Here is a 21306-nt window from a genome sequence, read left to right as displayed (position 1 = left end):
GCCTGAGCTCCGCTATCCAGGATGGGAGTGCACGTGCCGGCTGCCGATCCTCAGCGAGTGCTGCGGAACTATCCGGATCCTCCGTCGTCGGATTGGTTGGCAATGCAGGCGCGGTAGGCCTCCCAGCACATCGCGGCAGCGTCAGGCGGCACATACCTCTCCCCGTAGATGCCTATTTGCACGCTGGCCGACATGCAGGCCTGCTTTTCGCTATTACAGCTCGTTGTGGGCGCGTCCTGTTGCTGCAGGGGCAGGGTGCCCAGATCTCCGGTTGTCAGCTCGGCGGTTTCCCCGCTTACGCAGGGTGTTGTCGGCGACTCGGCCGCCGCCGGCGTGGCTAATACGCCGGCGATCGGGCAGAGCAGAACTGTTGCCAACGCTAGCCGGGCAACGGGTTTGAAAGACATCAGCGACTCCTCACGAGGGAAATGTCAGGGGTTTCAGAATTGCGCCCGTCGTCTTGTTGGGTTAGGGCATTACGGCCCAAAGGCCGGGGGAAGAAGTCCCTAGGGCGAGAAGTCCTCACGGATCGAACGTGAGCTCCATGCCTGGCGCACATAGTGCGTCGTTGCGGGCACCTTCGTGGCCGCGATCTTGGCAGCTTCGCCCGTTACCGCGGATCCGCCGGGCAACCTGATGGGCATGCTGCCCGCGGACAAAGAGCAGCACAAGCGTGTTCGTTAACGCCCCGGGCGTCGAGCATCGCGGCCTGCGCCTGTGCGGGGTGAGACGTGCGCTGACCGGTGGCGTGATGACGATTAGCCATCACGAATCCGAGGGAACACAGCAACACAGCGATCACCGCTATCAGCACCGCCGCCTTGCCAGCCCGTGCCCTTACGGCGAACCTGCCGGGACGGCTAGCCCACTGGACACGTGCGAGCGACCCCGGTCCGGCGGCCTGCGTCGCCTCGGATTGGCGTGGTGCGGCTGAATCGACATGGACGGCAGGGGGATTCGCAAACCGCAGCCGCGGGGCGCAGCCGACCGCCAGAGCAGCGCGTACCGCGCGGGCGAATTCGCCCGCTGTCTGGTAGCGGTCACCGGGGTCTTTGGCCATCGCGGTGGCGACGACGCCGTCGAGTGCGGCCGGCAGCCCGGCCACGTAGTCGCTGAGCCGGGGCGGGGGATGCTGGATGTGAGCCATCATCACCGCAGCCAATCCGGGTCGGTCGCTGAATGGGGCATGACCGGTGAGCAGGTGGAACAGTGTGCACCCGAGGGAGTAGATGTCGGTGCGCGCGTCGAGAGGCCAGCCCTGCAGGAGTTCCGGGGAGGCATAGGCCACCGTCGTGATCACGTCGCCGGTGCGGGTCAGCCCATAGTGGTCATCGCAGCTGCGGGCGATGCCGAAGTCGGCCAACACCACCCGCTCGGGCTCCCCCGGCAGGCCAGGAGATAGCAGGATGTTCGCCGGCTTGACATCGCGATGAAGCAGGTTGCGGCGATGCAGGTGATCGAGGGCCATGGCCACCTCGCTGACGATGCGCTCGGCCCGCGCCGGCGGCATCCGCCCGGCACCGGTTTCGACATCGGCGTCCGTGCCGCGCACGTACTCCATCGCCATCCACAACGCGCCGTCCGGCGTGTCCCCGCGATCGTAAACCGCGACGATATTGGGGTGATGCAGCCCGGCCGCCAGGTCGGCCTCCCGCATGAACCGAACACGAAACCGGGGATCCCGCGCGAGGGGACCATCGAGAATTTTCAGCGCGTCGCGCCGAGGCAAGCTCGGATGACGGGCCAGATACACCGTGCCCATGCCTCCCGACGAGACCACGGCTTCAACCCGATAGTTCGCGATCATCGTGCCCACCCGCCGTGCCGGGTCTCCGCTTCCGAACGTCGCGCCACGCGTGCTGGGTGCGTACACGGTTGCCAATGCCGACGCCCGCTGCACGGGCAAACCGGCGACGGCGCGCCGCGTCACCCGATCACCAACGCCCCCATAACCGAGAACTGCGACCATGGGAAACCGAATCTGGGTGCGGCCATCCCGCGCCGAGGGCACGATCAGCGGTTTGCGGAACGGTTCGACGCGTCGAGTCTTCATCGGTGAGATCTTCCGGACACGGCGCCCAACAAGCGGTCGGACCACCCGGACAACCAGATCCTCAACAGCTGGACACTCGCCGCGGAAAATTGCTCCAGCCAGACGGCCGGGCCGGTCTGCACCACGACGAACCGGGCCAGCAGGACCAGCATCCACACCGCGCCCGTCGCCGTCCCCAACACGATCACCTCCCAAGGCGGTGCCTGGGACACCGGAATGATCGCCTCAGCCACACCACTGACCATGTCGAGGTACAACCGTGGACTGGACACAGCCGCATCACCTCCCACGTGATGTGCATCCACGCAAGCACACAGACTTCGCATACGTTGCTCCGCGTTGGCCCGGTCTTCGCTGAGCGGCTGACGGCTGCCGAGACGAATTCCTTGCCCGCTGCCCACAATGCGGGTCAGGCGTTCGGAAACGATTTGCAAACTATGAAATGCGCAGTTAGAACGGCTTTTTTCGGCGCCCGACGGGTTCAGGGGGCGGGCACTGCCGCGGGTCCGCAGCAACGCTGCAGGCTCGACCGGGCCCGCGTCACCGCATCGGCAATGCCGGTAGGTGCGTTGAGCGCGTCCAGGCGGGCAGTGCCCAGCGAATCAACGAGCACCGCCATCTGGGCCGCGGCCAGCGGCACGGGCTTGCCGGCATTGACGAAGGCCCAATACAGGACGGCCGCGTCCTCGCGGCAGCCGAGCCGGAGCAACAGCCGCGTGATGTAGCGCAGCGTAAGCCACTGCTGGGTCAGGTCGGCGAAGCGTTCCCAGTGCTCGAGCACGCCGATGAACATCTGCGCAGCCACCCGTGGATCGCCGTAAACGGCACGGATGGCGGCGGCCTCCATCAAGGCGCTGCCGTATACCCAGAAATTCTGCACGTCGGCGGCCAGCCGCGCTGAGTCGTCGAACAGGGCCAAGGCACGCTCCGGTTCGGACCTTCTCAGCAGGTATCCGAGCGCGAAGTAGGCCATCGACTGTGCAGTCGGGTTGCCGGTGTCGTCGGCCGCCCCGACAGCTTCCTGCGCCGCAGGTATCGCAGCCTCGTCATTGCCAAGTACGCCCTGGCAGATCGTCAACGTGAACAGCGTCCACCCCAGGCGGATGGGATCCGCGTCGCGGCGGGCACGCTCCGCCTCAGCGGTCCAGTAGGCCAGCGCCGCCTCCGGATGCCCTTCGAAGAGGGCGACATCGGTAAGCACATCGACCGGGTTGACGACGCGGGCGCTGCCCCTCGCCGGAGTCCGTCCTTGCGCCAAGGATGCCAATGACTTGGCCCGCGGGAAATCAGCCCGGGCCCACGCAACGCGAGCTGCCGTCCCGACGACCGCCGGGAACAACGGATGGTCGGGATCGGCAACGGCGATGACGCGCTCGGCCCACTCGGCTACCTCGTAGCCCACCCGCCACCCGATCAACTCCGGTACCGCAGCGACGATCCGCATCGCAAGGCCGATGTCCTGCTCGTCCATCGCATGCCCGAACGCTGCGCGCAGGTTGTCGTAGTCGGGCAGCGCACGCTCCACCCATTTCCGCTCCTCGGCGGTGCGCATGCCAGCTCCGGCCCGCTCGGCCAGCCTGGTGTAGTAGTTTGCGTGCCGTATCGAGCACTGGCGGTCAATGCCGTTTTCCCGCAACCGATCTCGGCCATATGCCCGCATCGTTTCCAAGACGGCGTATCGGGTTCGGTCCTCGACGCTGCGCACCACCACCATGGATTTGTCCACCAAACCCGTCAGCCACTCCAGCGTGTCGGCCTCACCGGCGCCGTCGAGCCCGCAGATTCCGTGGGCGGCGGCCAAGTCGAAACTGCCGGCGAACACCGAAAGGCTGGCAAACAACGACTGCTCGGATTCGGTGAGTAGGCGATACGACCACGCGATCGTCTCGGACAGACTCTGCTGGCGGGGCAGTGCACCTCGGGTCCCGCCGCGCAGTAGCCGCAGGAAATCCGGGCGCCGGGCGACGTCCAAACTGCTCATCACCCGCATCCGCGCCGCTGCCAGCTCCACCCCCAGCGGCAGGCAATCGACCCGTCGACAGATCTCGACGACGGCGCCCATCGGCTGGTCTTCGAGCGTGAAATCCGAACGGCTTGCCAGGGCTCGGTCGACGAACAACTCGGTCGCGTCCGCGACCTCCAACGGCGGCACGCCGATAATTCGCTCACCTTCCAGGCCGAGGGGTTGCCTGCTGGTGGCCAGCACCGATACTCGCGGGCAATGCTGCAAGATCTGGTCGATGAATTTCCCGGCGGCTTCCAGCACGTGCTCGCAGTTGTCGAATACCAGTAAGACTTCACGTGACCTGAGGTACTCGATCACCGATTCCTCGATGTCCATGCCTTGCTGTTGCCGCAACCAGACACTTGCCGCAACGGCGTGCCCGACTGCCTCACCGTGCTCCAACGGCCCCAGTTCGCAGATCCATATGCCGTCGGCGAAACGCTCTTGCACACTTCGTGCGGCCTCTAGACCCAGCCGGGTCTTGCCTACACCACCGACTCCGACCAAGGTGACCAGCGGACCGTCGCTCAGGGCGTTGATCGCTTGAGCCAGTTCGCGCTGCCGACCAACGAAACTCGTCACCCGCCGCAACAGCCCCGACCGTGGCCGATGCATCCCCAGCCGGTGCGCCGGCGCGGCGACCGAGTCGGAAACCGTTGGCGCCACCGGGATGGCGGCCTCGCCGGTGAGTATCTGCTGATGCACCTCGCGTAGGGCGGGACCCGGATCGATTCCGAGTTCGTCGACGAGTTGCTCGCGAACCCGCCGATAGGTTTCCAGCGCATCGGCCTGGCGTCCACAACGGTACTGGGCCAGCATCAACTGGCCGGCCAACCGCTCGTCCAACGGATGCGCAGCCTGGGCAGCCGAGATCTCAACCAGCAGATCTGCGTGTTTACCGATTCGCAGGGCCGTGTCGTTGCGGTCCAGCTCCACTGAAAGCTTTTCGGCCTGCAAGGCACCGCGGACGTCGTTCACCCACGGCGTGTCCAGGGTCGCGAACGGCTCACCAGACCAGATCACCAACGCCTTGTCGAACAGGAGCGCGGCCTGCAGGGGGTCATCGGTCGCCCTGGCCTGTGCGGCCACGCGGCGGAAGCGGTGCAGGTCCACCGACAGCGGATCGGCCGCGAGGACATATCCACCCGGCTCACGTGAAATGGAAGCGCCTTCAAATTCGGCGAGCAGATTCCGCAGCCGCGACACATAGCCGGCCAGCGAATTCCGGGCACGGTATGGGGGGCGGTCCGACCACACCCGATCGACCAGTTGACCGACCGGGATGGGCCGATTCACGTCGATCAGCAATGCGACCAGCACACAGCGTTGACGGGCATGACCGATTTCTAGCCGTCGCCCGTTAACTCGGGCTTCGATGTCGCCGAGCAACGTGAACTCGACCGTCATCCAGCAAACCCTACCTGCAGAATCGCGGCAAACGTCGCATCCGTCCGGTGGGTAGCATACGACCGTCGGGTAGGCGCCCATTGATGCGACAGGCGGAGTGCGTCATGGCCACCGAGCGGATCCAGGCGTCTCGGGGCGGCCCCGGCGCGCGGGAACCCACGATGAAGACGGTGAGCCGGGCAAATACGTGTGGTCCCGGCTGGGATCGAACCAGCGACCTTCCGCGTGTGAAGCGGACGCTCTTCCACTGAGCCACGGGACCGGCGCCGAGCGGCAACGAGGTCGAAGACTAGCACGATCCGTGGCTGCACCGAACGTGCTACCTCGGCCGGTGATAGCCAAAGCGCCCCAAAAGAACCTGGAGATTTGTGTGCGCCGGGTCACGTGGACTATCGTCGTGCTTCGCACCGGGCGACGATCTCGTCCGTTGCGCGCGGATGTAGCGCAGTTGGTAGCGCATCACCTTGCCAAGGTGAGGGTCGCGGGTTCGAATCCCGTCATCCGCTCGAAGGTGCAAGTGGCATCAATCCCCCGCGGTGGAGTGGCCGAGTGGTGAGGCAACGGCCTGCAAAGCCGTGCACACGGGTTCGATTCCCGTCTCCACCTCCAGATTGCAATCCCCAGCGCGATTAGCTCAGCGGGAGAGCGCTTCCCTGACACGGAAGAGGTCACTGGTTCAATCCCAGTATCGCGCACCAGAGTTTTCGCAGGTCAGAGGCTTTTTTAACGCCTCATCCTCGGCGGGATGCCAGATACATGCCAGACTGGATGGTTCGGCGCTCTCGGGTTAGATCCGAGAGGACCATCACCATGACCACAACCACACCCGATGTCCCTCTCCCTCCTGGCGCAGTGTTTGCCAATCTGTGGGAAGACGCCACCACCGACCGCCCCTATCGGCGGATCACCAGCGAAGTCCGCAGCATCGAAGGCAACACCAACGTTCTGGTGTGGGTTGAGGCCATCCAATACGGCGACGGCAGCCTTGACCAGTCCGCGATCGACCGCCCCTCGGTGCAAATCGAGGCCAACCAAGAAGCCCTGAGTAGCCGGCAGGCACGTGAGCTGGCCGCCGCGCTGCTGACCGCCGCCGACGAGTTAGACGGGTGGGCCAAGCGATGAGCGGCGTCACCATCGACTTCGTCGAAGAATCCGGCGACGGTACCCGGCGCATCATCGTGTGGGGCCACGACCACGGCGACAACCTTGACTCCGATCAGGCGCGTCAGCTCGCGGCCGAACTGCTTGCCGCGGCCCACACCCTCGACGACGACCAGCCGATACCAGCTATCTACGCGCACACGTCCAGGCCGCAGCGGGCGCAACTTCACGCCCAGCTCGACGACGACGCCAACCGGGAAACGGATGGGGTGAAGTGAACACCGTCAACCGCGTCCGGATAACCCGCGCCCGCGCCAAGAGGCTCGGCTTGACATTCACCCAACGCGGCACCGTGTATACCCTGCGCGACGCCGATGACATCACCCTTGCCGTCGGGCCGCTGGCCACGGTGGACGCCTACCTGATTGGGCGCATGCAACCCAAACGGCCCGGCCCGCGCCCCACCACCCACGCGCCCGAAGCGTGGCGCCGCGACGTGGACGACTACCTGATATGCCTGGCCGCCGGCGGCCAGCGGAAATCAACAATCCGGCTCCGCAGGGCCAACCTCTGCGTGGCCGCACGAGGCCTGGGATGCCCACCCGGCGAGGTCACCGCCGAGCAGCTAGTGAACTGGCTGGGCAAACAGCAACACCTATCCCAGGAAGCCCGCAAGAGCTACCGCACCACCTTGCGCGGATTCTTCGTCTGGCTCTACGAAATGGGACGTGTACCGCTCTATATCGGGGACGCGCTGCCCGTGGTGCGCGTCCCCAAGGCCCCGCCGCGGCCGGCCAGCGACGAGGCCTGACAGGCGGCACTGGCCAACGCTGACCGGCGTACCGAGCTGATGCTGCGCCTAGCCGGTGAGGCGGGGCTGCGGCGCGCCGAGATAGCCCAGGTGCACACTGGTGACTTGATGGACGGCGGCGCGCTGCTGGTACACGGAAAAGGCGGAAAGAACCGGGTAGTACCGATCAGCACCTACCTGGTTTCCCTGATCCGCCAAGCGCCCGCGGGGTGGTTGTTCCCCAACACCCCCGACCGGCATCTAACCCCCGAACACGTCGGCAAAATCATCTCGCGGGCGCTGCCGGACAACTGGACCGCCCACACTCTGCGTCACCGCATGGCCTCGCGTGCCTTCCACGGGTCACGCAACATCCGGGCAGTGCAGGCACTGCTAGGTCATGAGTCGATCCTGACCACCGAACGGTATGTGGCGATCTGCGATGACGAAATCCGCGCGGCAGCCGCGTGCGCGTGGTAAGACCGTGAAGTTGCCGGCGCCGCAGTGGTCGAAATCTCACACATTTTCGATTTTTTCGAATTACTCTGTATTTTGTGACCGCTGTCTTGGAAGCCCGCACTGTTCTCCCCCCGAAGGAACAACGAAACTTCGGCGAACTGCTAGATGCCCTCGGCTCTGCTGGCGTGTCGATCTGCGACGGAGCAGGACGCGCGATAACTCTGCCTGAAGAGGTTCGCGACGCGTTCCTCAATGTTGCAACTGCGATGTCCCAGGGGAAGGGGATCCAACTGGTTCCCCACCACATGGCCCTGACAACCCAAGAGGCCGCCGACATATTGAACATCTCCCGGCCAACGCTGGTGAAGCTACTGGAAGAGGGCCGGATACCGTACGACAAGCCAGGCCGGCATCGCAGAATCCGCCTCGATGCCGTGTTGGCATATCAGCAGGAGACACGCGCCAGACGGAAGGCGGCGCTACAAGAGGCAACGCGCGATTCCGCCGATGAGATACGGGCCGCCTTAGATTCTGGCGCGCCAACCAAGGTGGAGGATTGACGGATAGGTGTCTGCCTTTCCTGTTGTTCTCGACGCGTGCGTACTCGCGCCATATCCGCTAGCCGATATGCTGCTCCGGTTAGCGGTTGAGCAGACATACAGGCCTTTGTGGTCTGCAGACATCCTGGCAGAGACACGTAGGACCATGGTCGAGTCGCTGGGGTTGTCCGAGCAGAAGGCCGACCGCCGACTTGCAGTGATGCGGGAGAACTTCATTGACGCCGAGATCACTGGTTACCGCGACTTGATCCCGGTGATGAAGAACAACGACAAGGACAAGCATGTGTTAGCCGCTGCAGTGCGAGAGAGGGCGGAAGTGATTGTGACGTTTGATCTCGGCGGCTTCCCCGATGATGCGCTCAAGGAATACAGCATCCGCGCACTGCATCCCGACGACTTCTTGCTTGACCAACTAGACCTCTATCAGGAGGCGACGATCACGGCTATTCGTGGCATGGTCGACAGCTGGACGAATCCACCATTCACGCTGGACGAGATTCTTATTGCCCTCGCGCGCAGGGGCGCGCCCAACTTTGCCGCGGAGGCACGACTCGCATTTCCGTGATGGACTTACCTATGCCTGCGCGATTTGACGGGCTGGTCCGGCTGCAGCAACGGCGTCACGGCAAGGATGTTGCGGAATCCCGTCACCTACATCTCGACCAGTGCATCAAACCCCGGCGGGCTAGCTGTGAACAAGCTGTCCATAACCGACCGCACCCCAGGAACCGCCCTTGTCCACGCGCCAGATGTGCCACCCCCGGCTATTCTCCGAAACGTCGTTTGCATGAAACTGATGCCCTTGCGGTTAATCGGCTAGAACAGTTCATAACCACATACCCCAACCGGGGGCAAATCTGGCGAAATCCGTTGGAATACAGTGCAATTCGGCGTACTGACGTCCGCTGAAAAGCTGTCGTGGCACATGGGGGTTTTTGTTTTTTTCAGCGGTAGATAGATCGACGGCGACCGCTCGTCTCCGCTTAGCAGTTTGCTAAAAAACTCATCATCGCAGGTCAGAGCGTTTTCGGACGTTAGCCACATTTCCCCAGGTCACGATAGGGGTGGGGGGTAACCCGCCTACCCCGTGGGGTATATCGCATACCCATGGTCGCACTCGCCACATTTGTGCAGGTCGCGATAGTTGATATCCAAGGGTGATGCCGGGCGCAGGGCCGTCCGCTGCCCGGCCGCCTTGGTCCAGTGTGCCAGGCCGCCAGGGAAGGGGTGCAGCGATGCGACGATCCCTTTGCAGTCCGCGTTCGCGGTGAGCTTGACGCCCGACACCACAGCCGTTGGGCCGGTCGCGCGGGGAGCGCCGTGTCAGACTCCCCGCGCGACCGGCTGCTCATCCGCCGATCCATCCGTCGGGGACCTGGTGCCAACCTGTTGGCAGTTCACCATCGAGAGGGTCCCACCGCTGCACAACCCGATGCTTGTCAACGCATGTCAGGAAGGCCGGCAAGTCGGGGGCGGCACGCAGCGGGTCGGCGGCGGCGCGCAGGTGGGCACCGAGTTCGAGCATGGCCGCCCACCTGCCCTTGCCGTAAAGGCGTTGGGCTTCGCCGGGCACCACGAACGCGTTGACCAGCTTGCGCAGGTGTGCCCGGCGCGGATCGACACACAAGGCGAACTGCAGACGGTCGGTAGCCCACTTCGCCGCGTTCGGGTCCGCGCCGCACAACCGGGCAGCGGCGGCCAGGGCAATGGCCTTGAAGTCCAACTCGCTTTCGTCAGCGCCGTTGAACGACTTCACCGCGGCGTCGAATGCCTTGGCGGCGGCGGCGTATGCCCTTTCCGCTGGCCATAAGCGGTTCAGCTCGTGGTACACCCGAACGGCCAACTGCTGACATAACTCGGCGTCGGCGGCCCCGGAGCCGGCCAGCTCGGCCAGCGCGGCGGCCCGCAGGGTGGCAATATCTCCTGCGCCGCTGGCCACGTGGCGTAGCACCGCATCGACATGCGGTGTCGCCAGGTCGATGAACTCGGCCCAGCGCTGGCGCACAGCCAGCCATTCCGTGGGTGGGGTGTACCCGGCGGCTTCGACGGCGCCGGCATCGGCCAGGTGGGCGGGCAGCGGATCGCGGATCCGGACCTCCAGGCCGTGGTGCCCGATCCAGCCGGGGATTTTGCTCATTCGCGTTGCTGCCCTTCCATGTGTTCTCGGACCGCAGTCTCGGGGATGAGCCACCGGCCACCCTCGCGCCTGCCGTCGAGCTGGCCGGCCCTACGTCGGGCGTGTCTCTCGGTCCATCCCGTTCGATCTGCGACTTCTCGTGTGCTAAGCCAAGTCTCATTGACAGACTGCGCAGCGGCGTCCGACTGCGGACCCGCGGACATGGCCTGAGCTAGAGCGACTTCCAGCGCCGACCACTCCGCCGGCACCGGCAGGTGCTCGCGGCGGCGCCGGCCGATGATGTGCTGGATCGCCAACAGGGCGTGACGCAGGTAGTCGCCGTGCAGGACAACCACACCGCCGACGACGAGCGGGTGCGCCGGTTTCTCGCCTAGAAGGGACACTGGACAGGCCCTTGTGTGGAGTCGAGTCGGTCGACGGCGGCGACCAGCAGGGCGGCCAGGGCGATGGCGTCGTCTCTGCTGGCGATGTAGCGGTTCGGCCCCAATCTGATGATGATGCAGGCGGTTTCGGGCTGGTGCTCGACACGGGGTGTGATGCCGTCGCGGCCCACCAGCCTCACGGCTGCTCCCCCTCGGGTACCGCCGATCGCGACCGGACCTGGCGCCGCTGGCCGCGCCCGCGAATGTCGACGATCCCGGCCCGCCACAAACGCCAGATCGCCCCCTCGGCATCTTCCAGCGTGGCGCCGGTATATTCGCTGACTGCTGCGACGATCACAGGCCACGATTCCCATGTGCCGGTCGCGAGCAAGTCGCAGACGGCATTACGGACGCGGGAGCGGGCCACGACGGCGTTCGTGCTCACTGGACGCGCCTGACGCCGGGGCCGTTGGTTGTGATGTCCCAGTGGCCAAGCGCGGCCCGCAGCCGGGCAACGTCTCGCGCATCGAGGGAATACGGCCCAACTTCGAGCACGATGCCCACGCCCGGTGTGGTGGTGACCCGCAAGGGCATACTCACCCAACCGTCGATTTCGTCGATGTAGGGCTCAAGTTCGCCGCACTCGCTGATGACCATGCGGCCCTCGGTGTCGCGGTTGCCGTCGAGTATGGGGAAGTCGCTCATGAGTCGTACCCGACCAACGCGCGGTCCCGGCAGGGCTTGCATTTGCGGATCCTCAGCGCTTCGGGCGAGCTGAGCTGGTTGCCGCAGCCGCAGTGTTGCGCTTGGCCGTTGGTGGCCGGGGAGTCGAAAAGGGCGCTGTCCAGAGATTGCCCGTATTCCTGACTCGCCTGGCTCGCCAACTCGTTTACGCAGGTAGGGCCTATGTTTTCGGGCGAGTTATTCGAATTGCGTTGACTCGCCTCATCACTGGCCTGACTCGCCGCCGTCTCGTAACTCGCCTCTGACTCGCCGCCGTTTTCGCCGTTGGCCTGCAAAGACGAGTCAGGCGAGTCAGGCGAGTCAGAATTGCGGCCCTTCTCAGGCGGTTGGATGGTCCATTGCCGCCGGTTGCGCTTATTGCGGGCGTCGTCGTGCTCGATCAGCCAGCCTTGGCCGCGCAGCGCCGGGGCGTGGCGGGTTAGCTGTCCTGTGACTGCTCGGGCGTTTGAAGGCCATTCTTTTGGTGGCTTCCAGTCCGGTGCAGTCGGCCTGGCCGCGGCCAAGATTTCGGCGCCCGTTAGGCCGATGAAGGACAGCCTGCGCTCGACCAACTCGGCGATGAATGGCGCGTCGAGCGTGTCGGCCGACGCCCGTTTCGAGCGTTCTCGATAGCGGGCCAGGCCGTCAGCGCCAAGAATCTGGTCAACCGCTGCCAGCACATACGCGAAGTCGGCCATCCTCGGCGGGTCGGGCACCGTGATATCCGGCAAGCGGTAGTGCACCTTAGCCGCGAGAGTCAGTAGGCCACCCAGAATGTCGGGTTTGGCTTCGGCCCACGCGGCGGCCAGCTCGGCGTCATTGCGGCGCTTGCTGATTCGGGGCAATTCGATCGGAAGTGCCCGTTCGGCAAGGTCTCCCTGCGTAATTTGCAGATCCACCCCGTTAACGATCGGCACCCGCCGAAACGCGATCACCGACACGTCCGAGTCCGTGTACAGGGCGCGGCGCACGTCGCCGTCTCCGGTGACGGCACGGCACAGGCTATCTGAGAGCCATTGCGGCAGTTCGCCAGACAGATTATCCAACGCGGCGACCCAGCTCGCGTTGGCGGCCGTCACCCAACCCTCGGCGTCCCGTGGAGCCTTCCGCAGTGGCACCACTGACGGGTCAACCAAGTCGACCAGGCAACGCGTGACGGTGGACTTCGCAGAGCCCTGCTCGGCCAACAACGCCGGTATCGGGTGGGCGGTATCGGGCTGGATTAGCGCCTGCACCATCCACGCCAGCAGCGGCGGCCGATCCGCTTCGGCGATCGGTACGAACTCCCACAATTGCGAAACGTCACCGCCATATAAGGGTGTCGGCATAGCGGCCGTCAACTTGGTCCGCCGGAATAACACCGGCGCGCGGACGCCGATATCCCAGCTGCCGCCCGATATCTCGATGACCTCGCCAGCCGGATTTCCCATGTCAATGTAGGCGCCGGCCACATCGGCGGCCACGCGCAGATACACCCGTCGTGGGGTTGCTTCGGCGGCGAACCCTTCTAGGGTGCCGCACGCATCAGCAAGGGCCTGCTGGGACGCCACCACCTTGTTCGCCTCAAAGAACCACTTCGCCAACTCGGCGCGCAGCCCCGTTTTTCCGCCACGTAGCGGCCGAGCGATATGCGGCAAGTCGTGGTGGACCCCGTACGGGTCGCCAGCATCTGATACGCCGAGCGTGTAGGCGTCTCGCGCATGCCGCACAAGCTGGGCCGCAACCGAATTGCGCGGGTCGGGCCTTTTCTTCTCGTCGCTGCTCATGCCTCACCCCGCAACTGCTCCAACCGCCACGCACACCCTGAAATCGACGCGGCGGCCCGCTCGACAAGCGCCGCCAAATCAATCTCAGGCGCGGTTCCGGCAGCAGCCGACAAAGCAGAACCAGCTGATTCCACCTGGCGGCGAAGCGATTCCGCGACCACAGCAGCGGCGTAGTGCCGAGCTGCTGACGAGCATGCCCCGCTCGTGGTGGCCGCCATCAACGTTGTCGCCACCTGACGTGTCAGCGATCCCTGACGCCGCAGTTCGTCAAGGACCAACTGCGGAGAGGGCGTGACCCCGCAGTCGGCCAAACGACGAATCGCTGACAGAACGGTACTCAGCGGAGGGTTAATGTCGCCGTCGTGGACCAATATCAGGACGAAGCGGGCCTCAGCGAGAGAGCTGTAGAGCAGAGCGCCGACAAACAGATCAGCCACGCCCGGTTCGTGCCCGACAGGGCGCATTTGTCCCATGCGTTCGCTAGACTGCGTGTTATCTGCTGAGTGAGCCGTCTCGGTGCCGCCGGGGCGGCTTTCTCGTATCGGGGGGGTGGTCATGCCGCACCGCCGCCGAAAGGCAGCATCGCAGAATCGATTTCATCGCGCCGCAGTCGAACCACCCGTGCCCCAAGTTTGTATCCCCGGAGTCGACCGTCGGCGACCATTTGCCTGACGGTCCTGGTGGTGATGCCAAGATAGTCGGCGGTCTCAGCGATCGACAGATAAGGGCGTTCCGACGCAGCGCGCAGCTTGTTGAGATGAGCGGGAGAGTTTGGCATTCGGTCTTCCTAGGCACGAGAAAATGCCCGGGATCGAAGCCGGATTATGAGTGAGTGTAGCGCACGGATTACACCTCTAGGTGGAATCTTGTGCGCGCCGTGTCGCGCGCCGTGTGCAGCGCATCCAACTTGATGACGATGACGTTCTCGTCGGCGACTACCGAGACCGCGTCGCGGAATTGCTGGTTGGACGCGATAAATTCGAAAAGGGTTTGCAGCTTATCCCTATCGGTGCGGTACTGCCTGCGGGTACAACCTCGGGTCGGGCACGGAATCATCAGGGTGCTTCGAGCTGGACCTGGAGGTTTCGGCGGTCGAGTTCTACTACGCGGCTGCTGTAGGTCGGGAGTATATGTGTGCTCTAACGTATTTCGGCCGACGTAGTCGATCAGCTTGGTCTCGATCGCGTCATCGTAGTCAGGCCCCGGCCGCCACTGGCGGATGTCGGGGCACCATACGAGCCAGGCCACATGATCCAATCGGCCGTCACGGATGCCGTGATCGCAGACAACCCGAAAGTGTGGCTGCTCCATCACAGCTCCCTATTGGCCGCGAGCTTGCTTAACAGGGCGGCAATCTCACGGTCCCTGCCTTGCGCAGCGTGTTGGTAGCGCATCGCGGCCTGTGGCGTCGAATGCCCAAGGCGTGCCATCAATTCAGCCAGCGACGCGCCCGTGGCCGCAGCCAGCACCGCACCGGAGTGCCGCAGGTCGTGCCAGCGCAGATCGTCTCGGTTAGCCGCCTTGCGCGCTTTGTACCAGTGCCGGGTAAGCGTGGACGGCTGTAGATGCCCACCGTTCTGGGCGGCAAAAAGCAACGAATCACGCTTACTGCCAACGTACTTCGACAGGTGATCCTCGATCTGCGGGATGATGTGCGGTGGTATCGCAACGTCGCGCACACCGGCATCGGACTTCGGTGTCGTGACCTGGAAGCTGCCGCCGCCCGTGCGTACAGCTGCGCGTCGAACACGGATCATTTCGTCGGACAGGTCGATGTCGCTGCGGCGCAACTCCACGGTCTCGCCGAACCGCAGTGCGCACCAGGATGCGAGGGTGACCATTAGGCGTAGCCGTTCAGGCATCGCATTGGTGAGGGTCGCGAGTTCATCGACCGACGCGGGGCGAATCTTGTGTACACGCTTGGCACGGCCGGCGCCGACGATGCGGCACGGGTTGGTGTCGATCAGCTCGTCATTGACGGCGCTTCCCATGATCGTGCGCAATAGGCTGTAGGCGTGGCTGCGCATCGTCGGCCGATTTGTCAGAGTCACCGCGTACCATTCGCGGACAGCTTTCGGAGTGATCGCGGCGAGCTGGCGAGTACCGAACGTCTCAATCAAGTGGTCGTCGAGGATGGCTTGGTAGTGCTCGCGAGTGCGCTGTTTGATCGGTCGCCCAGCCACCTGCCGGCCAGCAAGCCATGCGCTCGCGTAGGCGCCGAAGGTGATCTTGTCGGGTTTGGCGACCGATGCGGGGTTCCAGAGTTTCGCATCGATTTCGCGACGCCGGTCGGTAAGCCACGCCTCGGCGTCGATGCGCGCGGCGAAGGTCTTGGGCGCGGTGATGTAGTTGCCGTCTGGGTCGGTGAAGCGGACCTGATAGCGGCCGGACGGCAGCTTGCGAATGTTGCCGAACGACCGTTTGCGTGCCATCGGGTGATCCGTCCAGTATCGCGTTCCAGCGATCACTCAGTATCGCCTTTTCGTGCCAAATATGTGCCGAATGAGTTTATCAAAGCTTCCGCTTGCTTCCGCTTAGCGCGCGCGATACTGTCCAGTGTGTTACCAGTTCAGAGGCCATCCGCACTGGTCACAACACAAATCCGAAAAACCCGAAATCGCCTACTTCAATCCCAGTATCGCGCACCAGTGTTAGTGCAGGTCAAGGACATTAATGAGCCCGGCAGCGCCAGGTACATTCCCGCCGGACCCGTCAGTCATCGCAGCACGACGACACGTCGAGCCGGCACGCACATGACGCACGAATCGGGACGTCGGCACGCGCAACGGCCAGCCTTAGCTGCCGGCCGATGAGCGCGGCTTCGGCGGTACGACCAAGCCGCTGCAGGCATTCGTGGTACCCGTGCAGGCTCCAGACGTTCCCGGGGTGCTGGCAGGGCCTGGCCAAGGTGGGGTCCAGACCGAGGTCGGCGGCATAGACGGCCGCCGCTTCTTCGACGTGCCCCTGCTCGAGCAGCAGCGCACCGTACGCATGCCGAGTGGGCTGCATCCAGCCCCACGGCTCGTCGTAGGGCAGCGTGTCGTCCAACTCGACGGCGCGTCTCAGATGACCGAACGCCGCTTCGAAGCGCTCTTCGCGGTAGGCGATTTCACCGTCGAGCATGGCTGCGGCCACGGCCAGGATGTCTCGACAGGTGTTGTTGAACAGGCACCGCGAGACCGGTATCCGGTTGTACGCCTTCGTGAACGCGGCGCGCTCGGCATCTGCCTGCGCCGGTTGACCGGTGGCCGCCAGCGCAACACCGCGCCCGTAGTGAATCGTGGCCGTGGTGGTGCAGTACAGGTCCTGATTGTCCGGCAGCGGCTGCGCGATCAGCTCGTCCCACCGGCCGAACCGCACCAGCACGTGCGTCCGCAACGCCACGAAAGCTTCGAGCCAGTCGGCCATCGGCGGGGATTCGATCGACAGCAACTCGGCGGTCAGCTGACCGGCGAGCTCGTCGGCGGCCTGCAACGCCACCTGCAGCCGCCCTTCCAACATCGCCGAATAGACGATGAAGTGCAGATCGTGCGCGCGGTACAGCGAATAGAAGTTCAACGGGCCCTCGCGGCTCACAAAGCGCCGGTCTGCTTGTACCGCAGCAAGATTGGCCATCACCGAGCTGCGATAGTCGCCGCACAGCACGTCGATGTGGCTGGGCATGTGCTGCAGATGCCCGGCGTCAGGCACCAGGCCGCGCAACAAGTCCGCCGCCGGTAGGGCATCCTCCGGAGTCGCCGACATCTCCATGGTGTGCAGGTACAGATGCAGGATCCCCGGGTGTTCGCGACCGGCCGGCGTGGCCAGCGCCGCATCGAGGATCCGCTTGGCCTCCACCACCCGCGAACCCGCCGCCGGCTCGCCGGTCGCGGTGTCCCACAGGGCCCACGCGGAGACGTTGACCAGCGCGTCGGCGGCCAGCGCTTGCACGTCGACATCGTCGGGGTAGGCAGCGGCCAGCGAAGTCATCGCGTCGGCATAGGCGATTACGCCCGCATGCAGGTCGCCGGTGGGAAAGCGGGTCCGCAGCGCGGCGATCAGGCCTTGCTCCACCGGACTGGCCCTGCCGCGCTCGGCCAGCTGGAGTTCCATACGCGCGCGGGCCAGCGACCCACTCAGGTCGAACGGGTCGAATGCTTCCCACGCCTTGTTGTAGTTGGGTCCGACCGCATAAGCGATTCCCCACCGCGCGATGGCCAGCTCCGGGTCGAGTGCCAGTGCCCGTTCGAAGCACCGGATTGCCTCTTCGTGGTTGAACGCATACGCCCATACCAGCCCGCGGTCGAACCAGAGCTGCGCCTCCGCGGAAGAGGTCTCGATTGGCCGGTGATAGGAGCCGAGGTCGAAATACTCGGCAGTCATTCCCGCACCATAGCGCGCCCCAAGGCCGAAGCAGCTCTCGCCGAACGTGTATCTGGCGACGCCCACCCGGGCTGTCGTCGTCAGATGCACACTCGGTGGTCTGGCCACGCCGCAGGGGATTCCATCATCCTCGGTCGCAGACGTTCACCCGCCGCTGTCGGGTTTGCTGCTACCGGGCAGTTGCTCGGGACAGTAAACCCCGGCCGCGATCGCGGTGAATCTGGCAGCGTTCGGCTGCGTCAGCTGCGGGCTGAGGCCTTGCAAGTATGTGACGACCTCGATCGCCGACTTGCCCTCCTTAGCCATATCGCACACCTTCTTGCCGGTGGCGATGGTGGCGCCGGCGTTCTGGTAGGTGATGCCGGCAGCTCCCAGTGCGACCAGGAACGCTTGATCTTGTTTGTCGTCGGCGCGCGCAGGCGCTGCCAAGCCGATGACGGTGACAATGCAGGCCAGCACCAGTAGGAGTCTCATGACCTCCGAATTGTCCCAAAGCCACCGAGAGCATGCGCGTCGCGCGGCGAACGGAAGGTGAACTTTGCATGATTTCGCGAGCTAAGGTCTCGTACCGCGTCCGGCTCGCCGGTACCGGCAGGCCCGGCAAGACCCACGACGGGCGACCCCTCCCCTACCCGTTACGGCATGTGCAATCATGCGAAGGTCCCCGAATAGGGAGCCGAGGAGGCACCGATGCAGCGCTGGCTGATCATCCTTTCCACCTTCCTCGTCGCCGCAGCGGGTCTGCTGGCGTCAGCCGCTCCCCGCGCGTGGGCCGGCGACGCACCCATCGGCCACATCGGTGACACGTTGCGGGTGGACACCGGCACCTACATCGCCGACGTGACCGTCAGCAGCGTCGAACCCGTCGACCCACCGCCCGGCTTCGGCTACACGCGCAGCGGCGTCCCGGTGAAGAGCTTCCCCGGCAGCGCGGTCAACCGAGCCGACGTGACGGTCCGCGCCGTCCGGGTGCCTAATTCCTACATCATGGCGACCAACTTCAGCTTCGACGGAGTCACCCAGTTCGCCGATGCGTACAAGCCGCGGCCCTGCGACGCACCCGATTGGCTGGACGCCGCGCTGGGCAACGCCCCGCAGGGCGCGATCGTCCGCGGCGGAGTCTATTGGGATGCCTACCGTGACCCGGTCTCCGTCGTCGTCCTGCTGGACAGGAAGACCGGCCAGCACCTCGCCCAGTGGAACCTGTGAACTGACCGTCCAGATCACCCCGACGGATCCCGCCGACGCGGCCGAATTGGCGGCCGTGGCCGCACAGACCTTTCCGCTGGCCTGTCCGCCGTCGGTGGCCCTCGAGCACATCGCGTCATTCGTCGACGCCAACCTGTCGACGACCCGGTTCGCCGAGTACCTGGCCGATCCGCGGCGCGCCATCCTGGGTGCCCGGGACCAGGGCCGAATTATCGGTTACGCCATGCTCGTTCGCGGTATCGACCGTGATGACTCGGCCGAGTTGTCAAAGCTGTACGTGCTGGCCGAATTTCACGGCATGGGCGTGGCCTCGGCGTTGATGGGCGCCGCGCTGGCCACCGCCGCCGAGTGGAGCGTTCACCGGGTGTGGTTGGGAGTGAACCAGAAAAACGTTCGCGCCCAACGCTTTTACTTCAAGAATGGCTTCACCGTCAGCGGAACCAGGATGTTTCAGCTGGGCGATCACCAAGAGCACGACTACGTCATGACCCGAGCCGTCACCGGGCGGTCAGCGCCAACAGGCGTGACGTGGCCCGCAGGTACTTCTTCCGGTAGCCACCAGCCAGCATCTCCTCGCTGAAGATGGTGTCCAGCTTCGCCCCGGAGGCCACCACCGGAATGCCGGCGTCATAGAGGCGATCGGTGAGCGCAACCAGTCGCAGCGCGACGTGTTGATCGTCGATGCCGTGCACCCCGGTCAAAAACACCGCCGTCACCCCCTCGATCAACGTCAGATAGCGCGACGGGTGCATGGTGGCCAGGTGCGCACACAGCGCGTCGAAGTCGTCGAGGGTCGCCCCGTCGACGCAAGCGGCCCGTGCGGCGACATCCTCGTCCGACAACGGCGGCGGCGCCGGCGGCAGATCGCGGTGCCGGTAGTCGGGCCCCTCGATCCGTATCGTGGTGAAAATGCTTGCCAGCGTGTGGATTTCACGCAGAAAATCCTGGGCGGCAAAGCGTCCTTCGCCGAGCTGCTCGGGCAGCGTGTTGGAGGTGGCGGCCACCGACACCCCGCGCGCGACCAGCGCGGAGAGCATCCGCGAGATCAGCGTCGTGTTACCCGGGTCATCCAGCTCGAATTCGTCGATGCACACCGCGGTGTAGTGCGCCAGCAGGTCGATGCATTCGGCGAAACCGAACACCCCGGCCAGCTGGGTCAGCTCGCCAAAGGTCGCGAACGCCTTGGGGCGCTCGCCCGGCAGCACGTAGTAGGACGACGCCAGCAAATGGGTCTTGCCGACACCGAACCCGCCGTCCAGGTACAGGCCGACTCCCGGCAACACCTCCCGCTTACCGAACCGCTTCTTGCGGCCCGCCCGCCGCTCCGCAGCCTGCTGGCAGAACTGCTGGCAGGCGACGACCGCGGCGGCCTGAGTCGGCTCTGCCGGGTCGGGCCGATACGTCGCAAAGCTCACCTCGGCGAAGGTGGGCGGCGGCCGCAGCTGGGCGATCAGGCGTTCCGGCGACACCGTGGGATGCCGATCCACCAGGCGGCCCGGCCGGCCGGAAGCTCCCACAGCGGTGGACCCGTGCATGCTGGCACTGTAGCGGCGTGCTGCAATCACACTCATGCCCGACTTCGGGGCCGGCCCGGCCGCCGGCCGATCCGCCGGCATCCGCCTGACATTGCTCGGGTCCGACCGCACGCTCGACGAAGCCGACCTGCCCGAGTATTACCGCTATCCGCCGGACGTCAACGGCATCTGGCTACGAGCCAATTTCATCAGCAGCGTCGACGGCGGTGCCACCGTCGCCGGCACCAGCGGCGGGCTCGGCGGGCCGGGCGACCGGGCGGTGTTCCGGCTGCTGCGTGAACTGGCGGACGTGATCGTGGTGGGCGCGGGCACCGTGCGCGTGGAGGGTTACTCCGGCGCTCAACTCAGCGTCGCCGCACGCCGCCAGCGACAGCTGCGCGGCCAAAGCGAGGTCCCGCAACTGGCGATCGTCACCAAGTCCGGTCACCTCGCCCGCGACCTCGCCGTGTTCACCCGCACCGAGGTGCCGCCTCTGGTGCTCACCGCCACGGCGGTGGCCGACGAGACGCGACGGGGCCTCACCGGCCTCGCCGAGGTGGTCGACTGCTCTGACACCGATCCCGTCAAGGTCGACGAAGCTGTGCTGCTGGCCAGGCTCGCCGAGCGCGGTCTGCGTCGTATCCTCACCGAGGGCGGGCCGATACTGCTCGGATCGTTCATCGAGCGCGGCTTGCTCGACGAACTGTGCCTGACGATCGCGCCGTTTGTGGTCGGCGGTCTGGCCCGGCGCATCGTCACCGGACCGGGGCAGCTGAAGACCCCGATGCGCTGCGCCCACGTGCTCACCGACGACGCCGGTTATCTGTACACCCGCTACGTCAAAGCCTGACGTTACTG

At 65.2% G+C, this 21306-nt stretch carries 23 protein-coding genes, 4 tRNA genes and 2 pseudogenes; 11 read left to right on the top strand and 18 right to left on the bottom strand.

Annotated elements, in window-relative coordinates; all coding sequences use genetic code 11:
* Positions 1–68: 68 nt before the first annotated feature.
* The 5 genes from MKAN_RS24550 to MKAN_RS24530 all read right to left on the bottom strand — a co-directional run bounded on the left by MKAN_RS24550 (position 69) and on the right by MKAN_RS24530 (position 5727).
* Positions 69–407: a hypothetical protein gene (locus tag MKAN_RS24550; RefSeq protein WP_023372746.1), complete on the bottom strand. Its 339-nt coding sequence runs from the start codon at positions 405–407 to the stop codon at positions 69–71.
* Between the two features lie 203 nt (positions 408–610).
* Entirely contained in the window at positions 611–2053 is a 1443-nt protein-coding gene (locus MKAN_RS28945) for a serine/threonine-protein kinase (RefSeq protein ID WP_023372744.1), read from the bottom strand.
* On the bottom strand, positions 2050–2325 hold the full coding sequence (locus MKAN_RS24540; protein WP_129111899.1) for a hypothetical protein: 276 nt from the start codon (positions 2323–2325) through the stop codon (positions 2050–2052). Before MKAN_RS24540 ends, MKAN_RS28945 begins: the two co-directional genes overlap by 4 nt.
* A 209-nt stretch (positions 2326–2534) precedes the next feature.
* Positions 2535–5465 carry an ATP-binding protein gene (locus tag MKAN_RS24535; protein ID WP_023372740.1) on the bottom strand — a complete coding sequence of 977 codons (2931 nt, stop codon included), beginning with the start codon at positions 5463–5465 and terminating at the stop codon, positions 2535–2537.
* Positions 5466–5655: 190 nt separating this feature from the next.
* Positions 5656–5727, bottom strand: a tRNA-Val gene (locus tag MKAN_RS24530).
* A 171-nt stretch (positions 5728–5898) separates the two neighbouring features.
* Between MKAN_RS24530 and MKAN_RS24525 the strand changes: the two genes are divergently transcribed.
* The 8 genes and pseudogenes from MKAN_RS24525 (at position 5899) to MKAN_RS24490 (ending at position 8940) form a co-directional block, all read left to right on the top strand.
* Positions 5899–5971, top strand: a tRNA-Gly gene (locus tag MKAN_RS24525).
* Between the two features lie 29 nt (positions 5972–6000).
* Positions 6001–6074 (top strand) — tRNA-Cys (locus tag MKAN_RS24520).
* A gap of 14 nt (positions 6075–6088) precedes the next feature.
* Positions 6089–6163 (top strand) — tRNA-Val (locus tag MKAN_RS24515).
* Between the two features lie 112 nt (positions 6164–6275).
* Positions 6276–6587 carry a hypothetical protein gene (locus MKAN_RS24510; RefSeq protein WP_129111680.1) on the top strand — a complete coding sequence of 104 codons (312 nt, stop codon included), beginning with the start codon at positions 6276–6278 and terminating at the stop codon, positions 6585–6587.
* Positions 6584–6844: a hypothetical protein gene (locus tag MKAN_RS24505; protein ID WP_023372736.1), complete on the top strand. Its 261-nt coding sequence runs from the start codon at positions 6584–6586 to the stop codon at positions 6842–6844. Before MKAN_RS24510 ends, MKAN_RS24505 begins: the two co-directional genes overlap by 4 nt.
* Positions 6841–7836: pseudogene (locus tag MKAN_RS32820) on the top strand (tyrosine-type recombinase/integrase). Before MKAN_RS24505 ends, MKAN_RS32820 begins: the two are co-directional and overlap by 4 nt.
* Positions 7837–7910: 74 nt before the next feature.
* Positions 7911–8375, top strand: coding sequence for a helix-turn-helix domain-containing protein (locus tag MKAN_RS24495; protein WP_023372730.1), 465 nt, complete (start codon positions 7911–7913; stop codon positions 8373–8375).
* 67 nt (positions 8376–8442) lie between these two features.
* A complete protein-coding gene (locus MKAN_RS24490) occupies positions 8443–8940 on the top strand; it encodes a VapC50 family PIN domain-containing toxin (RefSeq protein ID WP_042312964.1) in 498 nt (165 codons plus the stop codon).
* Positions 8941–9723: 783 nt separating this feature from the next.
* Here the strand turns inward: MKAN_RS24490 and MKAN_RS24480 are convergent.
* The 12 genes from MKAN_RS24480 to MKAN_RS24425 form a co-directional block, all read right to left on the bottom strand.
* Positions 9724–10512: a hypothetical protein gene (locus MKAN_RS24480; RefSeq protein WP_023372724.1), complete on the bottom strand. Its 789-nt coding sequence runs from the start codon at positions 10510–10512 to the stop codon at positions 9724–9726.
* On the bottom strand, positions 10509–10895 hold the full coding sequence (locus MKAN_RS24475) for a helix-turn-helix domain-containing protein (RefSeq protein ID WP_023372722.1): 387 nt from the start codon (positions 10893–10895) through the stop codon (positions 10509–10511). The genes MKAN_RS24480 and MKAN_RS24475 overlap by 4 nt, the downstream gene beginning before the upstream one ends.
* Entirely contained in the window at positions 10883–11074 is a 192-nt protein-coding gene (locus tag MKAN_RS24470) for a hypothetical protein (protein ID WP_023372720.1), read from the bottom strand. The genes MKAN_RS24475 and MKAN_RS24470 overlap by 13 nt, the downstream gene beginning before the upstream one ends.
* Complete coding sequence (locus MKAN_RS24465) at positions 11071–11319, bottom strand: hypothetical protein (protein WP_023372717.1); 249 nt, start codon at positions 11317–11319, stop codon at positions 11071–11073. The genes MKAN_RS24470 and MKAN_RS24465 overlap by 4 nt, the downstream gene beginning before the upstream one ends.
* Positions 11316–11579, bottom strand: a complete 264-nt coding sequence (locus MKAN_RS24460) for a hypothetical protein (protein ID WP_023372715.1) — start codon at positions 11577–11579, stop codon at positions 11316–11318. Before MKAN_RS24460 ends, MKAN_RS24465 begins: the two co-directional genes overlap by 4 nt.
* The gene (locus MKAN_RS31345; RefSeq protein WP_023372711.1) at positions 11576–13363 is read right to left on the bottom strand and encodes a hypothetical protein; all 1788 of its coding nucleotides are present in this window, start codon (positions 13361–13363) and stop codon (positions 11576–11578) included. Before MKAN_RS31345 ends, MKAN_RS24460 begins: the two co-directional genes overlap by 4 nt.
* A complete protein-coding gene (locus MKAN_RS24450) occupies positions 13360–13920 on the bottom strand; it encodes a hypothetical protein (RefSeq protein WP_023372709.1) in 561 nt (186 codons plus the stop codon). Before MKAN_RS24450 ends, MKAN_RS31345 begins: the two co-directional genes overlap by 4 nt.
* Positions 13917–14141: an excisionase family DNA-binding protein gene (locus MKAN_RS24445; protein WP_023372707.1), complete on the bottom strand. Its 225-nt coding sequence runs from the start codon at positions 14139–14141 to the stop codon at positions 13917–13919. Before MKAN_RS24445 ends, MKAN_RS24450 begins: the two co-directional genes overlap by 4 nt.
* Positions 14142–14209: 68 nt before the next feature.
* The gene (locus MKAN_RS30795) at positions 14210–14674 is read right to left on the bottom strand and encodes a hypothetical protein (RefSeq protein ID WP_133163511.1); all 465 of its coding nucleotides are present in this window, start codon (positions 14672–14674) and stop codon (positions 14210–14212) included.
* Positions 14674–15795: a tyrosine-type recombinase/integrase gene (locus tag MKAN_RS24435; protein WP_023372703.1), complete on the bottom strand. Its 1122-nt coding sequence runs from the start codon at positions 15793–15795 to the stop codon at positions 14674–14676. Before MKAN_RS24435 ends, MKAN_RS30795 begins: the two co-directional genes overlap by 1 nt.
* A gap of 280 nt (positions 15796–16075) precedes the next feature.
* Complete coding sequence (locus tag MKAN_RS24430) at positions 16076–17725, bottom strand: tetratricopeptide repeat protein (protein ID WP_036391399.1); 1650 nt, start codon at positions 17723–17725, stop codon at positions 16076–16078.
* 144 nt (positions 17726–17869) lie between these two features.
* Entirely contained in the window at positions 17870–18199 is a 330-nt protein-coding gene (locus tag MKAN_RS24425) for a DUF732 domain-containing protein (RefSeq protein ID WP_023372699.1), read from the bottom strand.
* Positions 18200–18415: 216 nt separating this feature from the next.
* Between MKAN_RS24425 and MKAN_RS24420 the strand changes: the two genes are divergently transcribed.
* A complete protein-coding gene (locus MKAN_RS24420) occupies positions 18416–18934 on the top strand; it encodes a hypothetical protein (RefSeq protein WP_023372697.1) in 519 nt (172 codons plus the stop codon).
* A pseudogene (locus tag MKAN_RS30015) lies at positions 18855–19427 on the top strand (GNAT family N-acetyltransferase); the annotation flags it as partial. The gene MKAN_RS24420 and the pseudogene MKAN_RS30015, both read left to right, overlap by 80 nt.
* A gap of 4 nt (positions 19428–19431) precedes the next feature.
* Here the strand turns inward: MKAN_RS30015 and zapE are convergent.
* A complete protein-coding gene (gene zapE, locus MKAN_RS24415) occupies positions 19432–20505 on the bottom strand; it encodes a cell division protein ZapE (RefSeq protein WP_036392100.1) in 1074 nt (357 codons plus the stop codon).
* On the opposite strand from zapE, the gene MKAN_RS24410 reads away from it, so the two are divergent.
* Complete coding sequence (locus MKAN_RS24410; RefSeq protein WP_023372693.1) at positions 20504–21298, top strand: pyrimidine reductase family protein; 795 nt, start codon at positions 20504–20506, stop codon at positions 21296–21298. The genes zapE and MKAN_RS24410 overlap by 2 nt on opposite strands.
* Positions 21299–21306: the final 8 nt, after the last annotated feature.

The sequence above is a fragment of the Mycobacterium kansasii ATCC 12478 genome (assembly GCF_000157895.3).
Taxonomy (GTDB): Bacteria; Actinomycetota; Actinomycetes; order Mycobacteriales; family Mycobacteriaceae; genus Mycobacterium; species Mycobacterium kansasii.
This window is presented reverse-complemented; position numbering and strand designations above follow the sequence as displayed.

Bases quoted from the DNA above. Each gene is read 5' to 3' on its own strand.
- MKAN_RS24550 (WP_023372746.1), bottom strand. From the start codon at position 407: ATGTCTTTCAAACCCGTTGCCCGGCTAGCGTTGGCAACAGTTCTGCTC.
- MKAN_RS28945 (WP_023372744.1), bottom strand. From the start codon at position 2,053: ATGAAGACTCGACGCGTCGAACCGTTCCGCAAACCGCTGATCGTGCCC.
- MKAN_RS24535 (WP_023372740.1), bottom strand. From the start codon at position 5,465: ATGACGGTCGAGTTCACGTTGCTCGGCGACATCGAAGCCCGAGTTAAC.
- MKAN_RS24510 (WP_129111680.1), top strand. From the start codon at position 6,276: ATGACCACAACCACACCCGATGTCCCTCTCCCTCCTGGCGCAGTGTTT.
- MKAN_RS24505 (WP_023372736.1), top strand. From the start codon at position 6,584: ATGAGCGGCGTCACCATCGACTTCGTCGAAGAATCCGGCGACGGTACC.
- MKAN_RS24490 (WP_042312964.1), top strand. From the start codon at position 8,443: ATGCTGCTCCGGTTAGCGGTTGAGCAGACATACAGGCCTTTGTGGTCT.
- MKAN_RS24480 (WP_023372724.1), bottom strand. From the start codon at position 10,512: ATGAGCAAAATCCCCGGCTGGATCGGGCACCACGGCCTGGAGGTCCGG.
- MKAN_RS24460 (WP_023372715.1), bottom strand. From the start codon at position 11,579: ATGAGCGACTTCCCCATACTCGACGGCAACCGCGACACCGAGGGCCGC.
- MKAN_RS31345 (WP_023372711.1), bottom strand. From the start codon at position 13,363: ATGAGCAGCGACGAGAAGAAAAGGCCCGACCCGCGCAATTCGGTTGCG.
- MKAN_RS24450 (WP_023372709.1), bottom strand. From the start codon at position 13,920: ATGACCACCCCCCCGATACGAGAAAGCCGCCCCGGCGGCACCGAGACG.
- MKAN_RS24445 (WP_023372707.1), bottom strand. From the start codon at position 14,141: ATGCCAAACTCTCCCGCTCATCTCAACAAGCTGCGCGCTGCGTCGGAA.
- MKAN_RS30795 (WP_133163511.1), bottom strand. From the start codon at position 14,674: ATGGAGCAGCCACACTTTCGGGTTGTCTGCGATCACGGCATCCGTGAC.
- MKAN_RS24435 (WP_023372703.1), bottom strand. From the start codon at position 15,795: ATGGCACGCAAACGGTCGTTCGGCAACATTCGCAAGCTGCCGTCCGGC.
- MKAN_RS24430 (WP_036391399.1), bottom strand. From the start codon at position 17,725: ATGACTGCCGAGTATTTCGACCTCGGCTCCTATCACCGGCCAATCGAG.
- MKAN_RS24425 (WP_023372699.1), bottom strand. From the start codon at position 18,199: ATGAGACTCCTACTGGTGCTGGCCTGCATTGTCACCGTCATCGGCTTG.
- MKAN_RS24420 (WP_023372697.1), top strand. From the start codon at position 18,416: ATGCAGCGCTGGCTGATCATCCTTTCCACCTTCCTCGTCGCCGCAGCG.
- MKAN_RS24410 (WP_023372693.1), top strand. From the start codon at position 20,504: ATGCCCGACTTCGGGGCCGGCCCGGCCGCCGGCCGATCCGCCGGCATC.
- zapE (WP_036392100.1), bottom strand. From the start codon at position 20,505: ATGAGTGTGATTGCAGCACGCCGCTACAGTGCCAGCATGCACGGGTCC.